The following is a 22144-nucleotide window of genomic DNA, read 5'->3' on the forward strand; positions in this document are numbered from 1 at the left end:
AGTACAATGCATACAAATAGCGAACCCACTAAAGCTTTTGCTTATATAAAATATGAAGGAACCTTAGTACAAGATGGATTTCTGGATGCAAGGAAAGCTGGTGAAGCATTGTTGGGTATTGATGAGGCATTGAGACACTTCTTGTACCAGGAAGACTCTTCTCTACAAAAAGCAGAATTCGAAATACCAGTTAGCATAAAGAAAGGAAGCTGGGAAGCTGTGTTTATGGAAAACTTCGATACTGTGTTACTTAAGTCTACTTTATCATGGGGTGCAAGTAAGTATTTTGATACTGCATTAAACGAAGTTGCACAGAAAGGCTTTAATGAGTTTGGTTTTAAAGATCTTTTTAAGAATGCCTTTAAGAGCATGACCTGGGTTATTAAAATAGCAAAACACTTAGGCTCCTTAACCAGAAAAAAAGTTGAGCACCTCGAATATTCAGGAGACAATAAAGTAAGCATCATAAACACTGATGGCAGGATTTTGCTTGTACCTACCCAATACCTGAAAGCTTTTGCTAGCTGCCCTAATGACCTGTTTACCAGACTAGCTAAAGTTATAGAAGAAGAACGTCAACTAATCATAGGCTATAATGATGGTAAAGAATCGAACTATGTGCGCATCAATAGCAGTGAGAAGTTTATTTTTATTCCTCATGAAGATGAGGACGAAGTACTTTTTCCTGAGCTTGCTCATAATACTTATGCAGAACTGGAGGGGCATATCACCAGAGGCAATGAACATTCTAACACAATGGGGTTTCTTTACCAGGATCACATACTGACATGTTACCCTAACGAAGGAAATATTAAGTCTTTTAAAGGCACACTGTTCACTAATGTAACAGTGAAAGGGTTTATAGACAGGCTAGACAAAAGAACAGGAGAGTTTATAGAGAAAAGACCAAAGTTCAGGTTTGTAGAGATTGTTTCAAATGAACCTGAAGACAGACAGCTAAAGCTATTTTAAATTTCCTTTCTCCAAACCCCTTCCGGCATCACCACTGCATCCAGTGGCACATCAAACAGATTGGTGTCAGTTATTTGTTCCACAGGAGGCTCAAGAGACAAGCCTACCTTTAGCACATCGGGGCGGCAACCGGCAAGGAAGCGGTCGTAGAAGCCTTTGCCGTAACCTACCCGATGACCACTTTTGTCGAAAGCCAACAGAGGTAGCAGCACTATATCCACCTCCTGTGCCTGTATAACGTGTGCATCTTGTGGCTCTGGAATGCCCCAGGTATTTTCCACCAATACAGCCTCTTCTGTCAGGTGGTGGTGCGAAAGTACGTTTTTTGCTACATCTGTTACTGGCACCGCTACCCGCACCATCGGGTATTCCCGCCATAGTTGTTCAATAATGAGCCAGGTGTTTACTTCGTTGTTCTTTAAGATAGGCAGAAACACATGCACCATTTGCCCCGGCTGTAGCGCAAAGTGCTGAAAAAACAGATCGGCTATACGCTGGCTACGCAGCTGCACTTCCTCTGCAGCAAGTGCCTGCCGCTTTTGTAGCATTTGTTTCCGTAGCTCTGCCTTTAGCATTACTCTTCTTCCAGTATCGTGAACTTCAGGTCGAATGGGTCAAAAGCCTCGACCAGGGCAGCTATAAAATTAGGGTTATTTGTTTTGTAAGTGAGCAGGTTGTCGTAGCGCTCCTGCAGACTACCGTTCGGGAACAACTTATCTTTCAGGTTTTCCAACTGCTTAAACGTCTGTTCGTGCTTACTGTCGCGTGCTTTAGATATTTTTTTCTCCAACATCTGTAACGCATTATGCGCTTTCTGCGCCTCAGCCCCCACCGTTTTTACCAAAGTCGGATCAATATTCTCTGCCAGTTTCTCTACCTCTGCAAAGACTTTAGCAACAGTCTGGCGCTGTGCTTCCAGGTCAATGTCCTTCTCGTGCAGCTGCGAAGACATATATTTTTTCAGATCCTGATAATCCTGAAACAGCTCCTCCGGTTGCAAGCCCAGCTTGTGCATGCGGTTAGCGTTGCCACGGTTAATATACAGCGCAGAGTTACGCAGCATCAGCACTGGGAAGGCCACCTGGTATGCCTCAAACACTTTCTTCAATTGGAACCAGTAAGCAACTTCCGCTCCACCACCAATATAAGCCAGGTTAGGCAGTATCAACTCTTCAAACAAAGGACGCAATATAACATTAGGACTAAACTGCTCCGGATGTTCTTTGGCCAATTGCAATACTTCTTCCTGGCTAAAGCTGATATCTGTATTCAGTACCTTATATCTTCCATCTTCCTGCACAATACGCTCACGAAGTCCATCTTTCAGGTAAAACAGGTTTATTTCACGCGAGAATACCTGTGGCTTATATTCGAGTGTCTCTAATTGCGCATTTGCCTCCTCTACCAGCTTGTTTGAAAGGTTTTCTGTCAGCTCTTTTTCTATTACAGGTATTAGTGCCCGCTTCAATTCTGCATCATCGCCATCCACACTTACTAAGCCATATTCGCCCAACAAAGCATGTGTAATAGCGCGGGTAGCATCAGCTAAGTTGTTACTCTTTCGGTAAGCTTCTTCAAAAACTGGATATGCTTCTGGCAGTTCCTCCAGCACTTGCTCAAGGCCTTCAGTAGCAAATCTCCCTACCGCACCTGACTGCTCTGTTTCCCAAGTATGTTTTTTCCCAAACAGATTAAAGTGGTTGATTTCAGCAAAATCATGGTCTTCGGTAGCCATCCAGTACACCGGCACAAAGTTATAGTCCGGATACTTTTCTTTAAGCTGCTTACAGGAGTTGATGGCCGTAATAATCTTATAGACGAAATACAATGGCCCTGTGAAGATGTTAAGCTGATGGCCTGTCGTGATAGTAAAAGTATTGGGCTCAAGCAGCAGGTTAATGTTCTGCTTTACCTTTGGGTTAACCTCTGCTATGGAGCTATACTGCCTTTGCAGTGCTTTGTGTAAGGCCTGGCGTTGCTCTAAACTGAAGCTTTTCTCCTTTATTTGTGCCTCAAAGGCATCTAAGCTCGGGAAGTGGTTGTAAAATGGTCGCAGCTTTTCGCTACGACAGAGATAATCAGTTATGGTTTTGGAGAATGCGCCAGTAGCAGCGTATTCTATTTTTGTTATTTTCATGTCTGTTACTTCCATCTGCAATGTGTTGAAGATGTGTGTTAACTTTTTTAACACCTGTTTTAGAAATGGGTTTCAGCGCAGTTTAAACATTTGCATGTCGCTACACAAAGTAACCGTTTTATTTTCAGTTTTGCAGATGATGTTTCGTATTAAGAAAGAAAACGGTAATTAGGGGCTAGAAGAAGGTATTATATCTTCCTGTCTTTTGACCAAGACGTTCCTAAACCGCATTTTGTTAAGTATTCCCTAAACTTATTTTGAATAAAGGGCTATACTTATTAACAACTTTAAACATAGCATTACAACCATGGGATTACTAAACGGCATAATGGGGCACGCATCAGAAGTGTCTATAGAAAAAATAAGGAAGGAGTTTCACCCGATTCTTCTGGAAGATGAGCAAATCGAGAAGGCATTTAAACTAATTCGTGATATGCTGGTGTTTACGAACAAGCGTCTTATTATGGTGTACAAGCAAGGTATCACAGGCTCTAAAATTGACTACCAAAGTATCCCTTACGGTAGCATTAAAATGTTTTCGAAAGAAAGTGCCGGCATGATGGACTTTGATGCAGAACTAAAAATATGGCTCACAGGAGAATCTACTCCAACTATAAAGCAGGAATTCAGAAAAGGTGATAATATAAATGAGGCTTACCGGGTGTTGAGCAAATATGTGCTGAAATAGTTATTTACAATATACGTACGAAGCAAAAAGCGGTATGACAGGCTCCCCTTGTCATACCGCTCCCGCTCTGTTTACGTCTTATGTACTGTATACTCTATTTAATGTCTATAGTACCACCTCCCCATACAGGTCGAAGTCAGAAGAATCTGTAATTTTCACATTGGCAAAATCGCCTAAGCGTACGTAATTGCTATCTGCCGGTACCAACACTTCATTGTCAACTTCAGGAGAGTCATATTGTGTACGGCCTACAAAATAGCCACTCTCTTTGCGGTCAAACAGCACTTTATAAGTTTTACCTACTTTCTCTTCATTAAGCTCTACAGAAATCCCCTGCTGCAGCTCCATAATAGCATCAGCACGCTCCTGTTTTACCTCGTCCGGCACGTTATCTTCTAAAGTAAAAGAATGCGTACTTTCTTCGTGAGAATAGGTAAAAATACCTAAACGGTCAAAGCGGGTTTCCTCCACCCAATCGTATAGCTCCTGGAAATCCTGATCAGTTTCACCTGGATGACCAGCAATCAACGTTGTTCTTAGGGCGATGTCAGGAACACGCTGACGTATCGAATCTACCAGTTCAATTGTTCTGCGCTTGCTGATACCCCGGCGCATGCTCTTCAGCATGTTATCTGAGATGTGCTGCAAAGGCATGTCTAAGTACTTACAGATATTCTCGCGCTCGTTCATCACATCGAATACGTCCATCGGAAACTGCGAGGGATAAGCGTACTGCATCCTGATCCACTCAATGCCGTCTACATCAGAAAGGTTGCGAAGCAAATCAGCCAGTTTGCGCTCACCATAATGTTGCAATCCATAGTAAGTCAGGTCTTGTGCTATCAGTATAAGTTCTTTTGTACCCATGCTTGCCAATCGCTTTGCCTCTTTTACCAGATCCTCAATTGGGCGGTCTACGTGCTTGCCACGCATTAGCGGAATAGCACAGAAAGAACAAGGGCGGTTACAACCTTCAGCTATTTTAAAATATGCAAAATGAGATGGTGTCGTAATCAGGCGCTCTCCTATCAGCTCGTGCTTGTAATCAGCCTCCAGTTTTTTAAGCAACGCAGGCATTTCTAATGTCCCAAAAAAAGCATCTACCTGCGGAATCTCCTCTTCGAGTGAATCTTTGTAACGTTGCGACAAGCAACCTGTCACATATAATTTATCAATCTGGCCTGCCTCTTTTGCATCAGCATAACGCAGAATTGTATCAATAGACTCCTGCTTAGCATTATCAATAAAGCCACAGGTATTGACAATAATAATATTGGAATCGTCTTTGTCAGACTCGTGCGCCACATCCATATCATTGGCGCGCAGCTGGCCCATCAGCACTTCGGAATCCACCAGGTTTTTAGAGCAACCCAATGTAACTACGTTTACCTTATCTTTTTTAAGTGTTCTTACTTTCACTTATATACGTTTATTTAATGAAATGCGCTACAACTGATAAAAACCTTTATCAAGCCATAATGGTTCGTTTTAGAAACCAGCTTGCAAAGGTACGACTTGTTTGGCAAATAAAAGAATAACTGAAAGCAACTGACTTTTACTGTATTTGATTGATTTAGCTTACACGTATATAAGATACCTCCCTGAAACAGAAAGGAATATACCAAAGATAGCATTGCTCCAAATCAAGCTCAACTGGATTTACGCGTAGAGAAGACTTTAACTGCAAACGAGCTTTATGAAACAGAAATAAGCCAGTACTAAAACCGTTTACAAACCATCACTTATCTCTTAGCTTTAGCCACTAACGATTTACCCTGCAAAGGCTGGGAAAACCACTCTTGGCTGGCAGCCAAACTTTTCATCAATTTAACCGAAACAGGCAAATTGTAAGAGGTAATAAGCAGGCTAATAACTTGGTACAAATTATTGTCCCATAGGTAATCAGGTGACTCCAGAATAGCAATGTTTTGCAGAGGAGTGTTAGGGATATGCTGAACAAAGTAATGAATAACCTCTTCGGTAAGTACACCACCAGAAGGAATACCCGAATCTATTACCAGATTCCTTACTTTTCTTTCTTGAATAGTAGCAAACAAAGAAACAATAGTCTGGAAAAACAGAGAGGATTCTACACTTAGATCATCCGACCATTTTACGCTTAGTGTACTTTGGGCACCTATGTAGGCAAGCTCCATCAAGTCATCTTTGACAACATTCATTTCACACATTAGTTCTGAAAGAGAGTCCTAACTTGTTAACCATTGTTGATAACTTTATGTAATATCATCGCCTTACCTGATCTATTTTGATTTCTGCTATTTATACAACTTTTCCCAGAAGCACTATGCGTTTGGTAGCGGAAACAACGGTTTATAGACCTTGGCAAACTGTAGCCTTATCTGACCTTAATAAGTTTTTAACTAACATTTATTAGGTAAAGGATAATTTTTAACAGCGTAATAATCTACATACAGCCTGTTCCCCTTGATTCATCGAACCTGTCCAGAGGCTAAGCTCTACACTGCCTTAAGTTATGAATCCATAGATTCATAACTTAAGTGTGGTAAGTAAATAGCGCAACTACACCTTCAAAAGGAGGGCTATCTTTACACTACTTTCATGCCTTAGGTAGCGTTAGTTAATAATGTGCATTATAATTAATCAGAAACTCTACGTTTGTTACCTGCCCCTCCTCTACTTTTACAGGGAAGATATTATTCTCCCCATCAAAGAGGTTGGCATACAGGCCTTTGTCTTCTTTTGTAAAAAGACTATACCTGCCAGGCTTCAAGCTAACCGTAAAGTTGCCGCTTGCATCTGTAACAACCTGTGTGACTAAATTTGCCTGGATATCGATGTGAAAAACACCATCTATTGTAGTGACTTGTCTGCTGTTGGTAAGCTCGTAGATGTAGAGCGTGCGCTGAATGCCGCGCCGGCCACTACTTTGAGGGGCATCTGGTGAGGGCATCTTATTTCCTGACACCCATAAAACCTTGCCCGTTATGCCTTGTGCTATAGGTACCTGCTCAGTAACACCCACAACTTTTGTTTGTTCCGGCTCTGCATTTGCTCCTGCTTTCTCCATTTCTTCCTGTTGATTTGGATTCAGAGAACCTGGTCTTGAGCTGCTACAGTTATTTTGTAGTAGCACCAGAGAAAGCAGCAAAAGCTTGAACATTGTTAAATTACTTAGAGAAGAAAGAATCTACAAATGCATTCTTATCAAACACCTGCAGGTCTTCTATTTTCTCCCCAACTCCGATGTACTTTACAGGAATTTTGAATTCATCTGAAATGCCAATTACCACACCACCTTTTGCTGTACCATCCAGCTTAGTAATAGCCATAGCAGTAACATCAGTGGCTTTGGTAAACTCGCGGGCCTGCAGCAAAGCATTCTGTCCTGTGCTGCCATCTAACACCAGTAGCACCTCATGCGGTGTATCCGGGGTAATCTTCTGCATTACACGCTTAATCTTAGCCAACTCATTCATCAGGCCTACTTTATTATGCAAGCGTCCTGCTGTGTCTATGATCACGACATCAGCATTCATTTCCACGCCTTTCTTCACAGCATCATATGCTACAGAAGCAGGGTCTGTGTTCATGCCATGTGAAATAACTGGTACACCTACACGCTCACCCCAGATAATCAACTGGTCTACGGCGGCGGCACGGAACGTATCGGCTGCGCCTAACACCACCTGCTTGCCAGCCTGGTGAAATTGAGAGGCTAATTTACCAATAGTAGTTGTTTTCCCTACGCCGTTTACGCCAACCACCATTATTACATAAGGCTTTACATTGGCAGGGAGGTCAAAATCACCCGCATCACCAGAGTTGTTCTCCTCCAGAAGATCAGCAATTTCTTCGCGCAATATGCGGTCAAGTTCGTCTGTGCTTACATATTTATCCCGGGCCACACGCTGCTCAATACGGTCAATAATTTTAACCGTAGTATCAACACCTACATCTGCATGCACAAGTATTTCTTCCAGCTCGTCGAGGACCTCTACATCTACTGTAGATTTACCTATAACGGCTTTACTAAGCTGCCCAAAGAAGTTGGATTTGCTTTTCTCCAGGCCTTTGTCCAGCGATTCTTTTTTCTTCTCTTTGCTGAAAAAGTCAAATATTCCCATCTGATTTTTAAGTAGGGTGAAGACTGCACAGTGTGATACGGTAATATACTAAAAAAGTCCCAACAAAGGGACTTCTTCATGTAATCTTATCTATATAAAGTAGAGTAGGCTGTACTATTTAGCAAGGAACTCCTGTACTTTATCAACAGGTACCATTTCTTCTCTAAAAGTATAAGCACCTGTCTTTGGAGACTTAACAGCTTTGATCACTTTTGCCCAATCTTTACCTGTAGCGGTCTTTAGGGTTGCAACTACCTTCTTAGCCATGGTTATTTAATTTCTTTATGTACAGTTACTTTTTTCAAATTAGGATTGTACTTCTTAAGCTCTAGACGCTCAGGAGTATTCTTTCTGTTTTTGGTAGTGATGTACCTTGAAGTTCCAGGTATGTCAGTAGCTTTCTGCTCTGTACACTCCATAATAACCTGGATTCTATTACCTTTTGCTTTTTTAGCCATCTCGACAGTAATTTTTTATTTAGGACTGCAAATATAAAAGCTTAAATCGCTAATTACAAACAATGTATAAAATTTATTCTAATACTTTTCTAAGACACTCTTAATTTCTCTCTAACACTGTAACACAGCAGATTCCGATCTGGTTTCTGAAGCAGAAAATTATCCAGAGAACCAGTCTCTTTTCTGCCTAGGTTAAGTTCAACACTTTCAATTATATTGTATCAGAAGCGTTACCTCAGCCTCACATCACACCCTGTAAGCAGCTTTCTAAAGAGGTTAAGCATTAAGCCTGGTACTACTAAAGAGCAAACGCAACAATAGCAATTACCTGTTCTTTGCCTAAGCAAACAAGACTGGCAAAAAAACAACAACGGAGTAAGATGGCAGCAAATGCTATAACACCTTTCTCCGTTGCCGGTGGAAATCTTTATTTAAAGTATCAGATGGCTTGTCCGACGCAGTGTATTCGAGCAGAAGCAACTCTTACAGTTACCCAAGCAACATCCACAGCCGGGGAACGGCCATTTAGAATACGATATATCCTTGCTCAGCAGCTTTCTTCAACACAGAAGAAATACCATTTTTATTGATAGTTCTCAAAGCTGAAGTAGAAACTTTAAGTGTTACCCAAGCATCTTCCTCAGGGATGTAGAAACGCTTCTTCTGAAGATTTGGATAGAACTTACGCTTAGTTTTGTTGTTAGCGTGAGAAACGTTGTTACCTACTTGTACTCTTTTTCCTGTTAAATCGCAAACTCGTGCCATCTTATATTTCTTCTAAATTATTTCAATTGGGGTGCAAATATCTGCAAAAAGATACAGAAATTCAAAGGCATAGAAAATATTTTTAATAAAACTTGCTAAAATATTCTTCTTAACATGTTTTTTTATTGTCCTTTTCCCTGTTGCACTTTCTTTTTAAAGCCATAAGGGCAGTGGCGGCAGCCATTCCTACAGCAGTGTCCACGTTTTAGGTGATACTTAGCTGTAAAAACCATGAAGCCTTGCTCGTTAAGGTAATAATCCTCTCCCTCTTTTAACTTCTGCGCCACTTCTTCTTGTTTAAAGGTAAGGCAAAGTAAGCCAAAATAGTTTCATCTTTCAAAATATGGTAACGCTATACCTCTTTGAAGGGTACACCATAACTATAAAGCAGTTCTGGAATGCCTGCACTCTGGCTTGGCAGATTTAGAAACTAAGCCGTTTTTATTAGCTTTACAACTGTTCGCCCTGTGCTTTTTCTAAAGAAAAGGGCAAGCCCGGCAAAATGCTGCGGTCTTAACTTTTATTTTATTTAATACTACTTATAAAACTATGAGTATACAAGCTTTAACATCCAGCCAACAGGCTATTGACACAGAACATAAATATGGAGCTCATAACTATCACCCGCTACCCGTGGTGCTCAACCGGGGCAAAGGCGTGCACCTATGGGATGTAGAAGGAAAACGTTACTATGATTTCTTATCAGCTTACAGTGCCGTGAACCAGGGGCATTGCCATCCTAAAATTATTAATGCGCTAACAGAGCAGGCACAAAAGCTTACCCTTACCTCCCGTGCTTTTTATAACGATAAACTTGGCGCGGCAGAGCAATACATCTGCGAGTACTTTGGCTACGATAAGTCATTGCTCATGAACTCCGGTGCCGAGGCTGTAGAAACAGCCATTAAGCTTGCCCGCAAATGGGCCTATTTAAAGAAAGGCATTGCCCCACATAAGGCCGAAATTATTGCTGTCGACCACAACTTTCATGGCCGCACAACAGGTATTATTTCATTTTCTACAGACCCTGACTCTACTAAAGGTTTTGGCCCTTACATGCCAGGGTACAAAGTGATACCTTATAATGATGTAGACGCACTGGAACAAGCATTGCAGGAAAATTCCAATGTGTGTGCCTTTCTTGTAGAGCCGATACAGGGTGAAGCTGGCGTAATGGTACCGGACGAAAGTTATTTGGCTAAAGCCCATGCATTGTGCAAAGAGTATAATGTCTTACTCATGACCGACGAGATTCAGACAGGTATTGGCCGCACAGGGAAATTGCTGGCTAGCTATTATGACGATGTGAAAGCAGATGTACTCATTCTAGGCAAAGCCTTGTCAGGCGGTGTGCTTCCTGTTTCTGCCGTACTCGCTAACGATGATATCATGCTCTGCATTCAGCCGGGTGAGCATGGTTCTACCTTTGGTGGCAACCCATTGGCTGCAGCCGTAGCGGTGGCTTCTTTAGAAGTAATTAAAGATGAAAACCTTACTGAAAATGCACGTGTGCTGGGTGAGATGTTCCGTAAGCGGATGACACGTATGCAGGAGAAACGCCCGGAGCTGGTAAATTTAGTCAGAGGAAGGGGCCTTCTGAACGCCGTTGTAATTGAACCAACTGATGATGGCCGCACCGCCTGGGATGTATGCGTGGCTTTGATGGAAAAAGGCCTCCTGGCTAAGCCTACCCACGGCGATATTATCCGGTTTGCACCGCCACTGGTTATTACAGAAGAGCAACTACATGAGTGCTGCGATATTATTGAGGAGGTAATCTTAAACTTCTAAGGGAACCTGTTCAAGTTGATGTTTATTGTGACAACCCTATCAGTTTTGAATCTCGTACCTCAAGAAAAGGATCCGACACAGTAAATCAACTTAAATGTATTCGTTTACACCTTTTCGTATTCTAAAAAAGGATCCTGAACAGCAGACACAGCTTGTTCAGGATCTTTCTAAAACGCAGTTAGGTTCACTTCACCTGGATTACTTAGATGGCTTACGGGCCCTGGCTGCCCTTTATGTAGTGCTGTGCCATGCCAGTCTGCATGTTGATGTGGATCAAAGCTCCTTCTCACTGGCCGGGCTGCTTTACAAGCTTGTGCACAAAGGGCATTATTCCGTAGATTTTTTTATTGTTATATCCGGCTTCTGTCTTATGTTGCCTGTAGTCCGCCGCAACGGCATCATGCGAGACAGCACTTTTCAGTTTATAAGGAAACGGGCAAAGCGTATTCTGCCACCTTACTACCTGGCCATGGGCTTTACATTATTACTCATTGCCACACTCATTGGGCAGGACACCGGTACTATCTGGCACAAAAGTATTCCGGTAACTTCCTGGGATATTGTTACCCACCTCTTTCTGATACAAGATGTATTTGAAGACACGTTCTCTACTATAAACTATGCATTCTGGTCTATTTCGGTTGAGTGGCGCATCTACTTCCTGTTCCCTCTCCTGGTGCTTTCCTGGCGAAAGCTAGGACCTTTTACAACAACGCTGGCTACTATACTGCTAACGCCGATGCTGTGGCTTGCTTTATTACCTACTGATCTTAACACAGGAATAAATGGTGTTTCTGTGCATTATGTAGCTCTTTTTACACTAGGTATGCTGGCAGCACATATTTCCTTTTCTGAACAGGCTCTTTGCGCCCGCCTACGCGATAAGCTGCCCTGGAAAGCTATTGCAGTTGCTGTTATACTGGTAGGCTTATCAAAGTTTGCTTTAGAACGGGCCACAGGGCTTACATTATGGATATTAACTGATATAATGATCGGCATAGCTGCTGCCGGGCTTTTGCTAACTATAACATCCGGAAAACTCCCTCTGCTTCATAAGTTCCTCTCCTGGCAACCGCTGGTCTTTATAGGGACCTTTGCGTATAGTATTTACTTAATTCATGCGCCACTACTACAGGTTCTATCACAGTACATGGTGGCTCCGCTCAACCTGTCTCCATTAGCTGGCATTCTATCTTTATTCTTCTTTTCTTTCACATTGATTTTAGGAGCTTCTTATTTGTTCTTTTTAGTAGCAGAGCGGCCGTTTATGAGGAAAAAGAACATCACGGCCAAAGCTGCCCCGGCATAAGCGAGCGTTTGTATCACTTTAACTACTGCAAAGGGTAACGCTTATAGCTAATTTATAACCATGTGCAAACACAAAAGCTAAAACATCATTTCAATTGCCCTGCTTTAGCCGTACCTTTGCAGCAACTTGATTTTGAACAATTTTCTGTAAAGAATTATAACTATGATCAGAAGACCAAGACGTAATCGTCAGACAGAGGCGATTCGCAGCATGGTGCAGGAAAACACACTAGGCACGCAAGATCTTATATATCCGCTTTTTGTTATTGATGGTCAGAACAAGCGCGTAGAGGTTTCCTCTATGCCTGGCATTTACCGTTTCACCACCGATACTGTTCTGGAAGAGGTACAGGCTTGTGTGGAGCTCGGCATTAAAGTTTTCGCTCCGTTTCCAAGCATTCCTGAGCAGCTCAAAGACAAATACGCTACCGAAAGCCATAACCCGGAAGGCCTTTTCCCTACTGTTATCCGTGAGATAAAGAAAAACTTCCCGGACGTAGCCTTGGTAACCGACGTAGCCATGGACCCTTACAGTTCTGACGGGCATGACGGTATAGTAGAAAACGGAGAGATATTAAACGACGAAACACTGGAAGTTCTAGGCAAAATGGCGCTTATCCAGGCACAATCCGGAGCTGACATTATTGCCCCTTCAGACATGATGGATGGCCGCATTGGTTACATCCGCCAGGTGCTGGACGATAATGGATTTCAGAAAGTAGCTATTATGGCTTACACCGCAAAGTATGCCAGCGCTTTCTATGGCCCTTTCCGCGACGCTCTGGGCTCTGCACCTAAAGCCGGCGATAAGAAAACCTACCAGATGAACTACGCCAATAGCCGCGAAGCCTTGATAGAAGCAGAATTGGACACGATGGAGGGAGCTGATTATCTGATGGTAAAGCCTGCTCTTGCTTACCTGGATGTGATTAAGCTGCTGCGCGAGAACTCGCACCTGCCTATTACGGCTTACAACATAAGTGGCGAGTATGCAATGGTGAAAGCCGCAGCTCAAAATGGCTGGATAGATGGCGAGAAGGCAATGGTCGAAGTTCTGATGAGCATTAAACGAGCCGGAGCTGACGCTATACTCACATATTTTGCCAAAGAGTACGCGCAATATTTAAAGAAATAGCGATTTTGATTGTGATAAACTAAAAGCGCATCAGATAAATCTGATGCGCTTTTAGTTTATAGCCTGAGCAGTTACCCTTTCATAAAATAATTACATTAAGATTTGAACGACTTTGTCATTATCATACTTTTAGAGTAACTTGATAAACAAACATTTCTACACGTTTACTTATTTATGAGAAGATGGCGCCTCTGGCTCGTTGCTCTGACGCTGGCATCGGCTACAACGGCATTGGCACAAAACAGCAACACTCCCATTCGCACAGACACCAAAGCGTTGTCTCGTATTGCGAATGCCGCTCAGAAAGACTATAAAGCCAACCGAAGCAAAGCTTTAGAGCTCGCTCACAAACATGGCTGGGTTGTTGAAAAAACATATACTGATGGTTCTTACGTCTCGCTTCAGGGTTTAGACACGAAGGGCTTGCCGATCTATTACATTACCTATAACAACGCACGTGCCGCAGCCACTACTAAAACAGATCAGCTCTGGGCTGGGGGCTCTCTTGGCTTGAGCTTAAGCGGCTCCAGCAGTTCAGTGGCAGAAAAAATCGGCATTTGGGACGGAGGCCAGATCCGAACATCACACCAGGAATTAAAAGGTCGTGTAGGGCAGAAAGATGATGCCTCTGAGTTAAATGACCATGCCACACACGTAGCAGGAACAATGGTAGCCTCAGGAGTGAACGCTCTGGCTAAAGGAATGGCTTACGGAGTAAAAAAGCTGCAGGCCTATGACTTTAATGGTGATGCTGCTGAAATGGCCGAGGCTGCAAAAAGTCTTCTGATTTCTAATCACTCTTATGGCAGCATTGCCGGGTGGCGCTATAACTCTGACCGTGAAGGCACCGACAAAGACCCCTTCTGGGAATGGTGGGGCGACACTGAAATCAGCAAAACAGAAGACTATAAGTTTGGCTACTATGATGAAACAGCCGCTAAATGGGATCAGATTGCTTATAGTGCGCCTTACTATCTTATTGTAAAATCGGTGGGCAACAACCGCAACGAAAACGGGCCCGAAGCTGGTAAATCATATTACCAGCGGAATTCATCAGGCAAATTTGATTTGGTAGAGAAACGCCCAGCCAACATCAGCAATAACAGTGAGTATGATGTTATCTCTACTTATGGCAATGCTAAAAATGTTCTGACAATAGGAGCTGTCTCGCCTATACCTGATGGTTATAATCAGGCAAGCGATGTAAGTGTTGCCAGCTTCAGCAGCTTTGGCCCCACAGACGATGGCCGTATCAAACCAGACCTGGTAGGCAATGGTGTTTCTGTTCTGTCCACTTCGTCAGGCAGCGACAGAGCTTATGAAAACCTGAGCGGAACTTCTATGGCTGCACCCAATGTGTCCGGCTCTTTGCTACTGCTACAGGAGCATTATTCAAAGTTAAATAACGGTAGTGTGATGCGGGCAGCAACGCTAAAAGGGCTGGCTATACACACAGCAGATGAAGCAGGTGACACACCGGGGCCTGACTACATATATGGCTGGGGCTTACTAGATGCCGAGCGTGCTGCTTCTGTTATATCTAACCTAAACAGCAACCATTTGCTACAGGAAAGAACATTGCAGCAAAACGAGACTAATATAGTAGATGTCGTTGCCTCTGGCAAAGGCCCACTGGTTGTAACTATCTCCTGGACAGACCCTGAAGCAAGCGTGATCAAAGTGGGAGCTTCCGCTCTGAACAACCGCACGCCACGACTGGTTAACGATTTAGATGTACGCGTATCGCAAGGCTCTGCAACATACATGCCTTGGATGCTGAATCCTGAAAACCCGACCCAGGCCGCCACCACCGGAGATAACAAACTGGACAATGTGGAGCAGGTTTATATTGCAGATGCAGTACCAGGTAAAAAATATACCATAAAAGTACAGCATAAAGGCACGCTTACAAAAGGACCGCAGGCATACTCTCTACTCGTAAGCGGTGTTGGTGGTACTGCTTTCTGCACCAGCAGCCCGGCATCTGATAGCGGAGCCAGAATTAATAAAATAACTCTCGGAACAAAAACAGTTACGTTGCCAGCAGGCTGCACTACTTACCGTGACCTTACCAACGAAGTTTTCACTTTTGAACCAGGACAGACAAAACCACTAGCTCTTGAGTTAGGTTCCTGTGGAACAGATGTGGCCAAAGCAGCTAAAGCTTTTATAGACTGGAACGGCGATGGAGACTTCGATGACACAGGCGAAGCTGTGTCCACTACTAATATTATTAACGGCACCTCTACTTACACCACTTCTATTACTGCGCCTACAGCTGTACTGGCTGGCAATAAAGTACGTATGCGTGTGGTGTTGCAGGAAACTGCTGATGCAGCCAATATCTCTGCCTGTGGTAGCTATACCCGGGGCGAAACACAAGACTACCTGGTACAGTTTGAGAAGCCACAAAAAGACGTTGCCGTAACAGCCTTATTACCTATAGGAGTAACAGGATGCGCCTCACCAGTACAAAACGTTGCCGTAACCATTCGCAATTATGGTACTGCCTCTGCTGCTAATGTTCCTGTTACTGTTGCTGTGCTTGAGAACGGAGCTGAGATCACACAACTGCAAGGTACTTATAGCAGTAGCCTCGCAGCATCTGCCCAAACGGAATTTTTGGTAAATGGCAGCTTTGCCACTAAAGCCGGAACTACTTACGAACTTAAAGCCACATCTGGTTTGGCAGGAGATGCCGTAGAAAGCAACAACAATACCTCGTACACTTTTACAGTAAGTGAACCAGCAGTTCCACCCACAGCATCGGCATATCGCTGTGGCAGCGATGCAGGCTACACCTTGACAGGCTCAGGAGATGGCAGTATTTTCTGGTACAGCTCTCTTACAAGTACATTACCTGTGGCTGCAGGTAACCAGACACGTATTGATGCACAAGCAACTACAAAGCTTTATGCAGCCCTTAATGAGTTTGAAGCCACTATAGGACCATCCAGTAAAAGCTTTGCTACAGGTGGCGGATATAACCAGTTTACACCTTATGTGCTACTTACAGCCAATGCTCCTATGCTGCTTGAGAGTGCCCGACTTTATATAGGCCACAAAGGAAAAATAACATTTACCATATATGATGCTGATGGTGCTCCAGTATCGTCGCGTACGCTATATGTAACACCAACCAGAACAACACCAGCCGAAGGAAACCAACCTGACGACCCTAATGATACAGGAGCCGTTTATTATCTGGGGCTGGAAATACCCGAAGCAGGCAATTATAACATAACTATTTCTTATGAAGATGGAGCTACTATTTTTAGAAATAACCAAGGCGTAACAGGCTATCCGTTTGGGGTGCCCAATGTGGTATCCGTCACCGGCAATACGGCTACTACTACCTCACAGGATTACTATTATTATTTCTATGATTTAAAAGTACGTGCCCTTGGCTGCCAAAGTGAGCGCATAGAAGTACCCATAGAAACCGGAACACCACTTGTTACTCCTGTTGTTACACGCCAGGGGCAGGCCTTGATGTCTGATGCTGCAGAGGGGAACCAATGGTATCTTGATAACAGAAAAATTGACGGAGCCACAGGACAAACGTTTGAGCCAGTTGAAGATGGAAGCTACAGTGTAGTAGTTCAGAAAAATGGCTGTATCTCTGATATGTCTACGCCTTATACATACTATTACAGGCCAGAACTACGCGATACAGGATCAGAACTAGTAGTGTCACCAAACCCTAGTAGCGGCCACTTTACATTGTCACTGGAAACGCCACAACCAGAAGACATTATATTTGAGGTGGTAGACCTGCTGGGCAAGCAATTGTTGAAAGATAAGATAACACAGCGTAATGGCCAGTTTGAAGGCTTAATCGACTTATCATCCAGGGCATCTGGTGTGTATATACTGCGCGTACAGCACGGCAATAAAATGTACTCTAAAAAGCTGGTAGTACAGCACTAAAATAAATAGCCCCGGCAACATTTACCGGGGCTATTTATTTTAGTGCTGATTATGACTAAAGATCCTCTTCACGCACCAGCATAAGTACTGCCGACTGCGGCACGATAAAGTATTTATCGCCGAGGTAGTTTATCTCAATAGCATCCCGTTGCAGGTATATGGCCAGGTCGCCTTCTTTTGCCTGAAGCGGAATGTATCGAACTTCGTCCTCATCTTCATTCCCCCAGGGCTCTTCATCAAAGCCATAATCTGCCGGAATCGGGTAGCCTGGCCCAACTCTCATGATATATCCTTCCTGCACTTTCTCCTTTTCCTGTACTCCTGGCGGTAAGTATAAACCACTCTTTGTCTGATCCTGTGCAGTCTTTGGCTTTATCAGTACACGGTCTCCTACAATAATAATTTTCTCTAACTTATTCTTCTCAGAAATCCTCATCGGTAATGTATCCATAATTAAATTGGGTCAGCTGTTACTCATAATTGCCTGGCAGCTTAAAGTGTTTCTGTCGCGCAATACCAATTAATAACCGCGTTGCTCCGAAACGATCTACAAAGATAAATCTTTAAAACAAAAAGGAGAATAAGTCTCTAAACTTACTCTCCTTTAAGAAGATGTAATTTATACGTGCCTTTGTGTTATTGTTGTAACGAAAAAGGCTTTATTCTTTAAATACATTAAACAAACTATCAGGAACCTCCTTTAGCCAAACGCTGTGCCCGGGCAAACTGCTTAAGCGCCTCCTGCACTTCTTCATCAGACTCGTGCAACACCGGATAAAACCCTGCATTGCCGTACACGCTACGGGCTATAAAGGCTTTTACGTTGTTGCGCAACAGGCTCTTGGATCGCTCAAACTCTGCCTGCTTATATTCCACGTTAGTCTCGTTAGCCAATGCCACTACCTCCTGCAGCATTTTGTCTGTAACCTGGAAACTCTTATTAAAACGCTCAAAAGACATCTTTTCCAGCTCTTTGCGGTGGCTCCTATAATAGTTCAGGGCATACTCCCGGATAACATTCTTATTATAGAGCTGGCTCAGGTACTTAGACAGTTCTGTTGTATCGCGTGCCACAAAAACATCTGGCATAATGCCTCCGCCTCCATAAACAGCACGTCCGTTTAGCGTTTTGTATTTTAGTGAGTCTACAAACAGGCTGCTGTCCGGGTGGAAGTACTCTCCATTCTCGAAGCGATGCAGAATATCCTTCTGATACTCTTCTGCACCTCCCTGATACGATTTCTGAATAGAACGGCCGCTAGGCGTAAAGTATCGTGATATGGTAAGCCGAAGTTCAGAGCCATCGTTCAGCGGAATCGGCATCTGCACCAATCCCTTTCCGAAGGAACGGCGGCCAACAATAAGAGCACGGTCATTATCCTGCAAAGCACCGGCTACAATTTCAGATGCAGAGGCGCTCCCTTCATCTACCAACACAATCAGGGCACCACTCTCAAAATCACCTTTTGTACGGGCATATGTTTTGGAGTCATATTTATTCCCTTTTCCATCTGTGTACACAATCATTTTATCACCGGAAATAAATTCATCGGCCATACGGGTGGCATGGTCCATGTATCCTCCAGGGTTACCACGCAGGTCCAGGATCAGTTGCTGCATGCCTTTTTTCTTCAGGTCAGTTAGTGCCTGCTTAAATTCTTCAAAGGTGTTGGCTGAGAAGCGGCTTACCTTCAGATAGCCAGTTCTGTCATCCACCATATAGCTAACATCTACCGAGTGAGTAGGTATTTTATTCCGGACAATAGTAAAGTTCATAAGGCTATCTGTACTCTCTCGTTTTATACTCAGTTCTACCTCAGAACCCTTTGGCCCGCGTAAATGCTTAAATACACCCTCATTCGTTATAGACACACCTGCTACATCCTCTCCATCAACTTTAACAATTTTATCTCCGGCCTCTATGCCAGCCGCCTCAGAGGGGCCGCCACTTAAGGGAGATATCACATAAATAGTATCATTAAAAATGTTGAACTCTACACCTATGCCTTCAAAATCACCCTCTAAATAAGAACGTGCCATAGCTAATTCACTTGCCGGGATGTACGACGTGTGCGGATCCAATTTCTCCAGCATCTTGGTAATCGCATAGTCCGAAAGCTCCTCCACATCTACAGAGTCCACATAATCGCGGTCTATATAGCTGAGTATATCTCGGAACTTCAGATAGCTTTTGGCAGTACCCTGCGGATTGCTGGTAGATGGCGAAAAAGTGTTTGCCCCGAGCAACACACCAACTACCAACGCCATTGCAATGTACAGCGGCAACCGTATCTGAAACAGTGAATTCTTCGGCTTGTTCGATTCCGGCATCTTCTCCTCTTCCTGCCAGCTGTTTCTTATCTCTTCACTCATAGTCTGATGATATTATGGATAGAGTGCCGGGAACAAATGTTCCTTTATACTCCTCCTCTCCTACAATATACAAAATTTTGTAGCAACATATATATTTGTTTGTAAAAGGTAATCCTCTTATTAAGGTACTATCATAACACCTAAATATGTTCCTTTTGTTCAGCCCCTTTCGGTTTACTTCCTCTTAAACGTTTCAAATACAGCCCCGGCTACTCACAATTTAAAATCTAAAATATTAGTTAACTTTGCAGTTCAACAGCATGCAAGCATCCTGCCAGACAGGCTGCTGCAACACTGGTAAAGCAACAAACACATAGCATAGTATGGGAAGAATTCTGGCAGTTGATTACGGAAACAAGCGTGTAGGACTAGCTGTTACTGATGCACTTCAGATTATTGCGACACCGCTAGAAACCGTTCATGCCAAAGATGTGTTAACTTACCTGAAGAGCTACACACAGCGTGAGCCGGTTGAAGCCTTTGTAGTAGGCATGCCTCGCCGTCTTACGGGGGAGGCAACTGATGCAACACCTCATGTGGTAGGTTTTGTACGCAAGCTGCAGAAAGAATTTCCGGCTGTGCCTATACATACGGTAGATGAACGCTTTACCTCCAGCATGGCCCATAAAGCTATGTTAGCCGGTGGGCTTGGCAAAAAAGCCCGCCAGGACAAAGCTACCGTAGACCGTGTAAGTGCAACTATTATTTTACAATCGTATTTAGAGAGCAGAACTATATGATTTACCCTATTATCGCCTATGGCGACCCTGTACTAAAAGAACCTGCACAGGACATTCCAAAAGATTTCCCTGACCTGAAAGAGTTAGTGGAAGACATGTTCACTACTATGTACCACGCACATGGTGTTGGCCTGGCCGCCCCTCAAATTAACAAGAGCATTCGTTTGTTTGTGATCGACTCTGAGCCCATGATGGATGATGAGGAAAAAGGCAAAGGCGTGAAAAGAGCTTTTATCAATCCTGAAATTATTGAAGAGGATGGTGAAGATTGGGGTTTTGAAGAAGGTTGCTTAAGCATACCTGGTGTACGCGAGGTGGTATACCGGCCGGAGCGTATCGTTATCCGCTATTTTGATGAGGACTGGAATGAACATGAGGATACCTATGATGGCATGACAGCCCGTGTTATTCAGCACGAGTATGATCATGTGGAGGGCATTCTATTCACAGACCACCTGTCCGGCCTTACAAAACGCCTCATCAAAAACAGACTTAACAAGATATCGAAAGGTGACGTTGACGCTGATTACCGCATGAAGTTCCCGACCGTTTCTAAGAAAAGATAAACCAGCCTTATTAAAAATAACAGAAGAAGCGCCTATTGCTTAATTGCGGCAGGCGCTTCTTCTGTTGTAGCTACCTAATAATAATTAGAGAGATTCCCAGCATGTGAAGGGTAGCCTTTATTAACCGCGTTTCTTCCAGTTTAACTCCTGTAATCAAGAACTAACTTATTTCCGTAGGAGAAATTATGGATGGCAAACTACGCATCATACTCTTTTCCCTACTAATCACACTGTCCCTGCCCCAGATTGGCTACACGTGGGGCTTCTTTGCGCACCAGCGTATCAATAGGTTAGCTGTGTTTGCACTACCTCCTGAAATGGTTGGCTTCTACAAAATGCATATCCGGTACGTTACAGAGAATGCAGTTAACCCCGACCGCCGCCGCTATGCTGTAGAATACGAAGCACCCAGGCATTACATAGACCTGGACGTGTATGGCGACAGTGCCCTTTACAAAATGCCCCGTTTTTGGCAGCAGGCTGTAGAAAAATATTCCGAAGACACGCTCCAGACTTATGGCATTGTACCCTGGCATATTAGCCTGATGAAATACCAGTTAACACAGGCCTTCAAAGAGCGAAACCTTGACCGTATTCTGCGCCTCTCCACTGAAATTGGCCATTATATAGCGGATGCTGCTGTACCTCTCCACACTACTCAGAATTATAATGGGCAGCTAACAGGCCAACGGGGCATTCATGCTTTCTGGGAAACGCGTCTGCCGGAGCTATTTTCTGATAATTATGACTTTTTTGTAGGACAGGCACAATACATAGAGCAACCTCAGATAAAAGCTTGGGAACTAGTAACCAGTGCACACCAAGCCCTTGACTCTGTACTAACCTTTGAGCGCCAGTTGACGCAGGAATTCGACGAGGACAAGAAATATGGGTTTGAAGTACGCAACAACCTTACAACACGCGTCTACTCCAGAGATTTTTCTGAAGCATACCGTAACAGGCTTAACGGGCAGGTAGAGCGGCAAATGCGATTAGCCATTCAAACTATCGCCAGCTATTGGTATACCGCCTGGGTAGATGCGGGGCAACCAGATTTACGTACGCTTACTAAAGAAATATCTGTGGCAGAGCAGGAGCGCCTGAAAATGGAGCAGAAGGAGTACGACCAGGGAGCACATTTACCACGGAAAGAAGGTGATCATGTAAACCACTAA

21 protein-coding genes are annotated in these 22144 nt (G+C 43.6%); 9 read left to right on the top strand and 12 right to left on the bottom strand.

What is annotated here, in order from left to right; genetic code table 11:
* Nucleotides 1-6 precede the first annotated feature (6 nt).
* Nucleotides 7-972 (top strand): hypothetical protein, encoded by a 966-nt coding sequence (locus LN995_RS08825; RefSeq protein WP_229960453.1) that lies wholly within the window; start codon nt 7-9, stop codon nt 970-972.
* Here the strand turns inward: LN995_RS08825 and LN995_RS08830 are convergent.
* Together LN995_RS08830 and bshC are read right to left on the bottom strand one after the other, a co-directional pair.
* Nucleotides 969-1547 carry a 5-formyltetrahydrofolate cyclo-ligase gene (locus LN995_RS08830; protein WP_262910449.1) on the bottom strand — a complete coding sequence of 193 codons (579 nt, stop codon included), beginning with the start codon at nt 1545-1547 and terminating at the stop codon, nt 969-971. The genes LN995_RS08825 and LN995_RS08830 overlap by 4 nt on opposite strands.
* Complete coding sequence (gene bshC / locus LN995_RS08835) at nt 1547-3109, bottom strand: bacillithiol biosynthesis cysteine-adding enzyme BshC (protein WP_229960458.1); 1563 nt, start codon at nt 3107-3109, stop codon at nt 1547-1549. The genes LN995_RS08830 and bshC overlap by 1 nt, the downstream gene beginning before the upstream one ends.
* A gap of 307 nt (nt 3110-3416) precedes the next feature.
* Between bshC and LN995_RS08840 the strand changes: the two genes are divergently transcribed.
* Nucleotides 3417-3797, top strand: a complete 381-nt coding sequence (locus LN995_RS08840; protein ID WP_229960461.1) for a PH domain-containing protein — start codon at nt 3417-3419, stop codon at nt 3795-3797.
* A gap of 105 nt (nt 3798-3902) precedes the next feature.
* On the opposite strand, the gene rimO is transcribed toward LN995_RS08840, so the two are convergent.
* The 8 genes from rimO to LN995_RS08880 form a co-directional block, all read right to left on the bottom strand.
* The gene (gene rimO, locus LN995_RS08845) at nt 3903-5216 is read right to left on the bottom strand and encodes a 30S ribosomal protein S12 methylthiotransferase RimO (protein ID WP_229960463.1); all 1314 of its coding nucleotides are present in this window, start codon (nt 5214-5216) and stop codon (nt 3903-3905) included.
* Between the two features lie 323 nt (nt 5217-5539).
* Entirely contained in the window at nt 5540-5977 is a 438-nt protein-coding gene (locus LN995_RS08850) for a hypothetical protein (RefSeq protein WP_229960465.1), read from the bottom strand.
* A 419-nt stretch (nt 5978-6396) separates the two neighbouring features.
* Entirely contained in the window at nt 6397-6939 is a 543-nt protein-coding gene (locus LN995_RS08855) for a carboxypeptidase regulatory-like domain-containing protein (RefSeq protein ID WP_229960466.1), read from the bottom strand.
* A 7-nt stretch (nt 6940-6946) separates the two neighbouring features.
* On the bottom strand, nt 6947-7903 hold the full coding sequence (gene ftsY, locus LN995_RS08860) for a signal recognition particle-docking protein FtsY (protein WP_229960468.1): 957 nt from the start codon (nt 7901-7903) through the stop codon (nt 6947-6949).
* Nucleotides 7904-8017: 114 nt separating this feature from the next.
* Nucleotides 8018-8170 carry a DUF4295 domain-containing protein gene (locus LN995_RS08865; RefSeq protein ID WP_229960470.1) on the bottom strand — a complete coding sequence of 51 codons (153 nt, stop codon included), beginning with the start codon at nt 8168-8170 and terminating at the stop codon, nt 8018-8020.
* A 2-nt stretch (nt 8171-8172) separates the two neighbouring features.
* Nucleotides 8173-8361 (bottom strand): 50S ribosomal protein L33, encoded by a 189-nt coding sequence (gene rpmG / locus LN995_RS08870; protein WP_229960472.1) that lies wholly within the window; start codon nt 8359-8361, stop codon nt 8173-8175.
* Between the two features lie 525 nt (nt 8362-8886).
* Nucleotides 8887-9126, bottom strand: a complete 240-nt coding sequence (gene rpmB / locus LN995_RS08875) for a 50S ribosomal protein L28 (RefSeq protein WP_229960474.1) — start codon at nt 9124-9126, stop codon at nt 8887-8889.
* Between the two features lie 122 nt (nt 9127-9248).
* Nucleotides 9249-9413, bottom strand: coding sequence for a DUF5522 domain-containing protein (locus LN995_RS08880; protein WP_317206938.1), 165 nt, complete (start codon nt 9411-9413; stop codon nt 9249-9251).
* A gap of 262 nt (nt 9414-9675) precedes the next feature.
* On the opposite strand from LN995_RS08880, the gene rocD reads away from it, so the two are divergent.
* The 4 genes from rocD to LN995_RS08900 all read left to right on the top strand — a co-directional run bounded on the left by rocD (nt 9676) and on the right by LN995_RS08900 (nt 17290).
* Nucleotides 9676-10917, top strand: coding sequence for an ornithine--oxo-acid transaminase (gene rocD / locus LN995_RS08885; RefSeq protein ID WP_229960476.1), 1242 nt, complete (start codon nt 9676-9678; stop codon nt 10915-10917).
* A 94-nt stretch (nt 10918-11011) separates the two neighbouring features.
* Nucleotides 11012-12226 (top strand): acyltransferase family protein, encoded by a 1215-nt coding sequence (locus LN995_RS08890; protein ID WP_229960478.1) that lies wholly within the window; start codon nt 11012-11014, stop codon nt 12224-12226.
* Nucleotides 12227-12388: 162 nt separating this feature from the next.
* Entirely contained in the window at nt 12389-13360 is a 972-nt protein-coding gene (gene hemB / locus LN995_RS08895; RefSeq protein ID WP_229960481.1) for a porphobilinogen synthase, read from the top strand.
* Nucleotides 13361-13534: 174 nt separating this feature from the next.
* Nucleotides 13535-17290 (top strand): S8 family serine peptidase, encoded by a 3756-nt coding sequence (locus LN995_RS08900; RefSeq protein WP_229960482.1) that lies wholly within the window; start codon nt 13535-13537, stop codon nt 17288-17290.
* A gap of 55 nt (nt 17291-17345) precedes the next feature.
* Here LN995_RS08900 and LN995_RS08905 read toward each other — a convergent pair whose 3' ends face one another.
* Both LN995_RS08905 and LN995_RS08910 read right to left on the bottom strand, forming a co-directional pair.
* On the bottom strand, nt 17346-17726 hold the full coding sequence (locus LN995_RS08905; protein WP_229960744.1) for a co-chaperone GroES: 381 nt from the start codon (nt 17724-17726) through the stop codon (nt 17346-17348).
* A 251-nt stretch (nt 17727-17977) separates the two neighbouring features.
* Nucleotides 17978-19663, bottom strand: coding sequence for a S41 family peptidase (locus LN995_RS08910; RefSeq protein WP_229960484.1), 1686 nt, complete (start codon nt 19661-19663; stop codon nt 17978-17980).
* Nucleotides 19664-19986: 323 nt separating this feature from the next.
* On the opposite strand from LN995_RS08910, the gene ruvX reads away from it, so the two are divergent.
* From ruvX to LN995_RS08925, 3 genes are all read left to right on the top strand, one after another.
* Nucleotides 19987-20403 (top strand): Holliday junction resolvase RuvX, encoded by a 417-nt coding sequence (ruvX, locus tag LN995_RS08915; protein ID WP_229960486.1) that lies wholly within the window; start codon nt 19987-19989, stop codon nt 20401-20403.
* The gene (gene def / locus LN995_RS08920; protein ID WP_229960488.1) at nt 20400-20969 is read left to right on the top strand and encodes a peptide deformylase; all 570 of its coding nucleotides are present in this window, start codon (nt 20400-20402) and stop codon (nt 20967-20969) included. Before ruvX ends, def begins: the two co-directional genes overlap by 4 nt.
* Nucleotides 20970-21154: 185 nt before the next feature.
* Entirely contained in the window at nt 21155-22144 is a 990-nt protein-coding gene (locus LN995_RS08925; RefSeq protein ID WP_229960490.1) for a zinc dependent phospholipase C family protein, read from the top strand.

The sequence above is a fragment of the Pontibacter silvestris genome, assembly GCF_020907275.1.
GTDB lineage: Bacteria > Bacteroidota > Bacteroidia > Cytophagales > Hymenobacteraceae > Pontibacter > Pontibacter silvestris.

Coding starts and splice junctions, on each gene's coding strand:
- LN995_RS08825 (WP_229960453.1), top strand. CDS start 7: ATGCATACAAATAGCGAACCCACTAAAGCTTTTGCTTATATAAAATAT.
- LN995_RS08830 (WP_262910449.1), bottom strand. CDS start 1,547: ATGCTAAAGGCAGAGCTACGGAAACAAATGCTACAAAAGCGGCAGGCA.
- bshC (WP_229960458.1), bottom strand. CDS start 3,109: ATGAAAATAACAAAAATAGAATACGCTGCTACTGGCGCATTCTCCAAA.
- LN995_RS08840 (WP_229960461.1), top strand. CDS start 3,417: ATGGGATTACTAAACGGCATAATGGGGCACGCATCAGAAGTGTCTATA.
- LN995_RS08850 (WP_229960465.1), bottom strand. CDS start 5,977: ATGAATGTTGTCAAAGATGACTTGATGGAGCTTGCCTACATAGGTGCC.
- LN995_RS08855 (WP_229960466.1), bottom strand. CDS start 6,939: ATGTTCAAGCTTTTGCTGCTTTCTCTGGTGCTACTACAAAATAACTGT.
- ftsY (WP_229960468.1), bottom strand. CDS start 7,903: ATGGGAATATTTGACTTTTTCAGCAAAGAGAAGAAAAAAGAATCGCTG.
- LN995_RS08865 (WP_229960470.1), bottom strand. CDS start 8,170: ATGGCTAAGAAGGTAGTTGCAACCCTAAAGACCGCTACAGGTAAAGAT.
- rpmG (WP_229960472.1), bottom strand. CDS start 8,361: ATGGCTAAAAAAGCAAAAGGTAATAGAATCCAGGTTATTATGGAGTGT.
- rpmB (WP_229960474.1), bottom strand. CDS start 9,126: ATGGCACGAGTTTGCGATTTAACAGGAAAAAGAGTACAAGTAGGTAAC.
- rocD (WP_229960476.1), top strand. CDS start 9,676: ATGAGTATACAAGCTTTAACATCCAGCCAACAGGCTATTGACACAGAA.
- LN995_RS08890 (WP_229960478.1), top strand. CDS start 11,012: ATGTATTCGTTTACACCTTTTCGTATTCTAAAAAAGGATCCTGAACAG.
- hemB (WP_229960481.1), top strand. CDS start 12,389: ATGATCAGAAGACCAAGACGTAATCGTCAGACAGAGGCGATTCGCAGC.
- LN995_RS08900 (WP_229960482.1), top strand. CDS start 13,535: ATGAGAAGATGGCGCCTCTGGCTCGTTGCTCTGACGCTGGCATCGGCT.
- LN995_RS08905 (WP_229960744.1), bottom strand. CDS start 17,726: ATGAGGATTTCTGAGAAGAATAAGTTAGAGAAAATTATTATTGTAGGA.
- LN995_RS08910 (WP_229960484.1), bottom strand. CDS start 19,663: ATGAGTGAAGAGATAAGAAACAGCTGGCAGGAAGAGGAGAAGATGCCG.
- ruvX (WP_229960486.1), top strand. CDS start 19,987: ATGGGAAGAATTCTGGCAGTTGATTACGGAAACAAGCGTGTAGGACTA.
- def (WP_229960488.1), top strand. CDS start 20,400: ATGATTTACCCTATTATCGCCTATGGCGACCCTGTACTAAAAGAACCT.
- LN995_RS08925 (WP_229960490.1), top strand. CDS start 21,155: ATGGATGGCAAACTACGCATCATACTCTTTTCCCTACTAATCACACTG.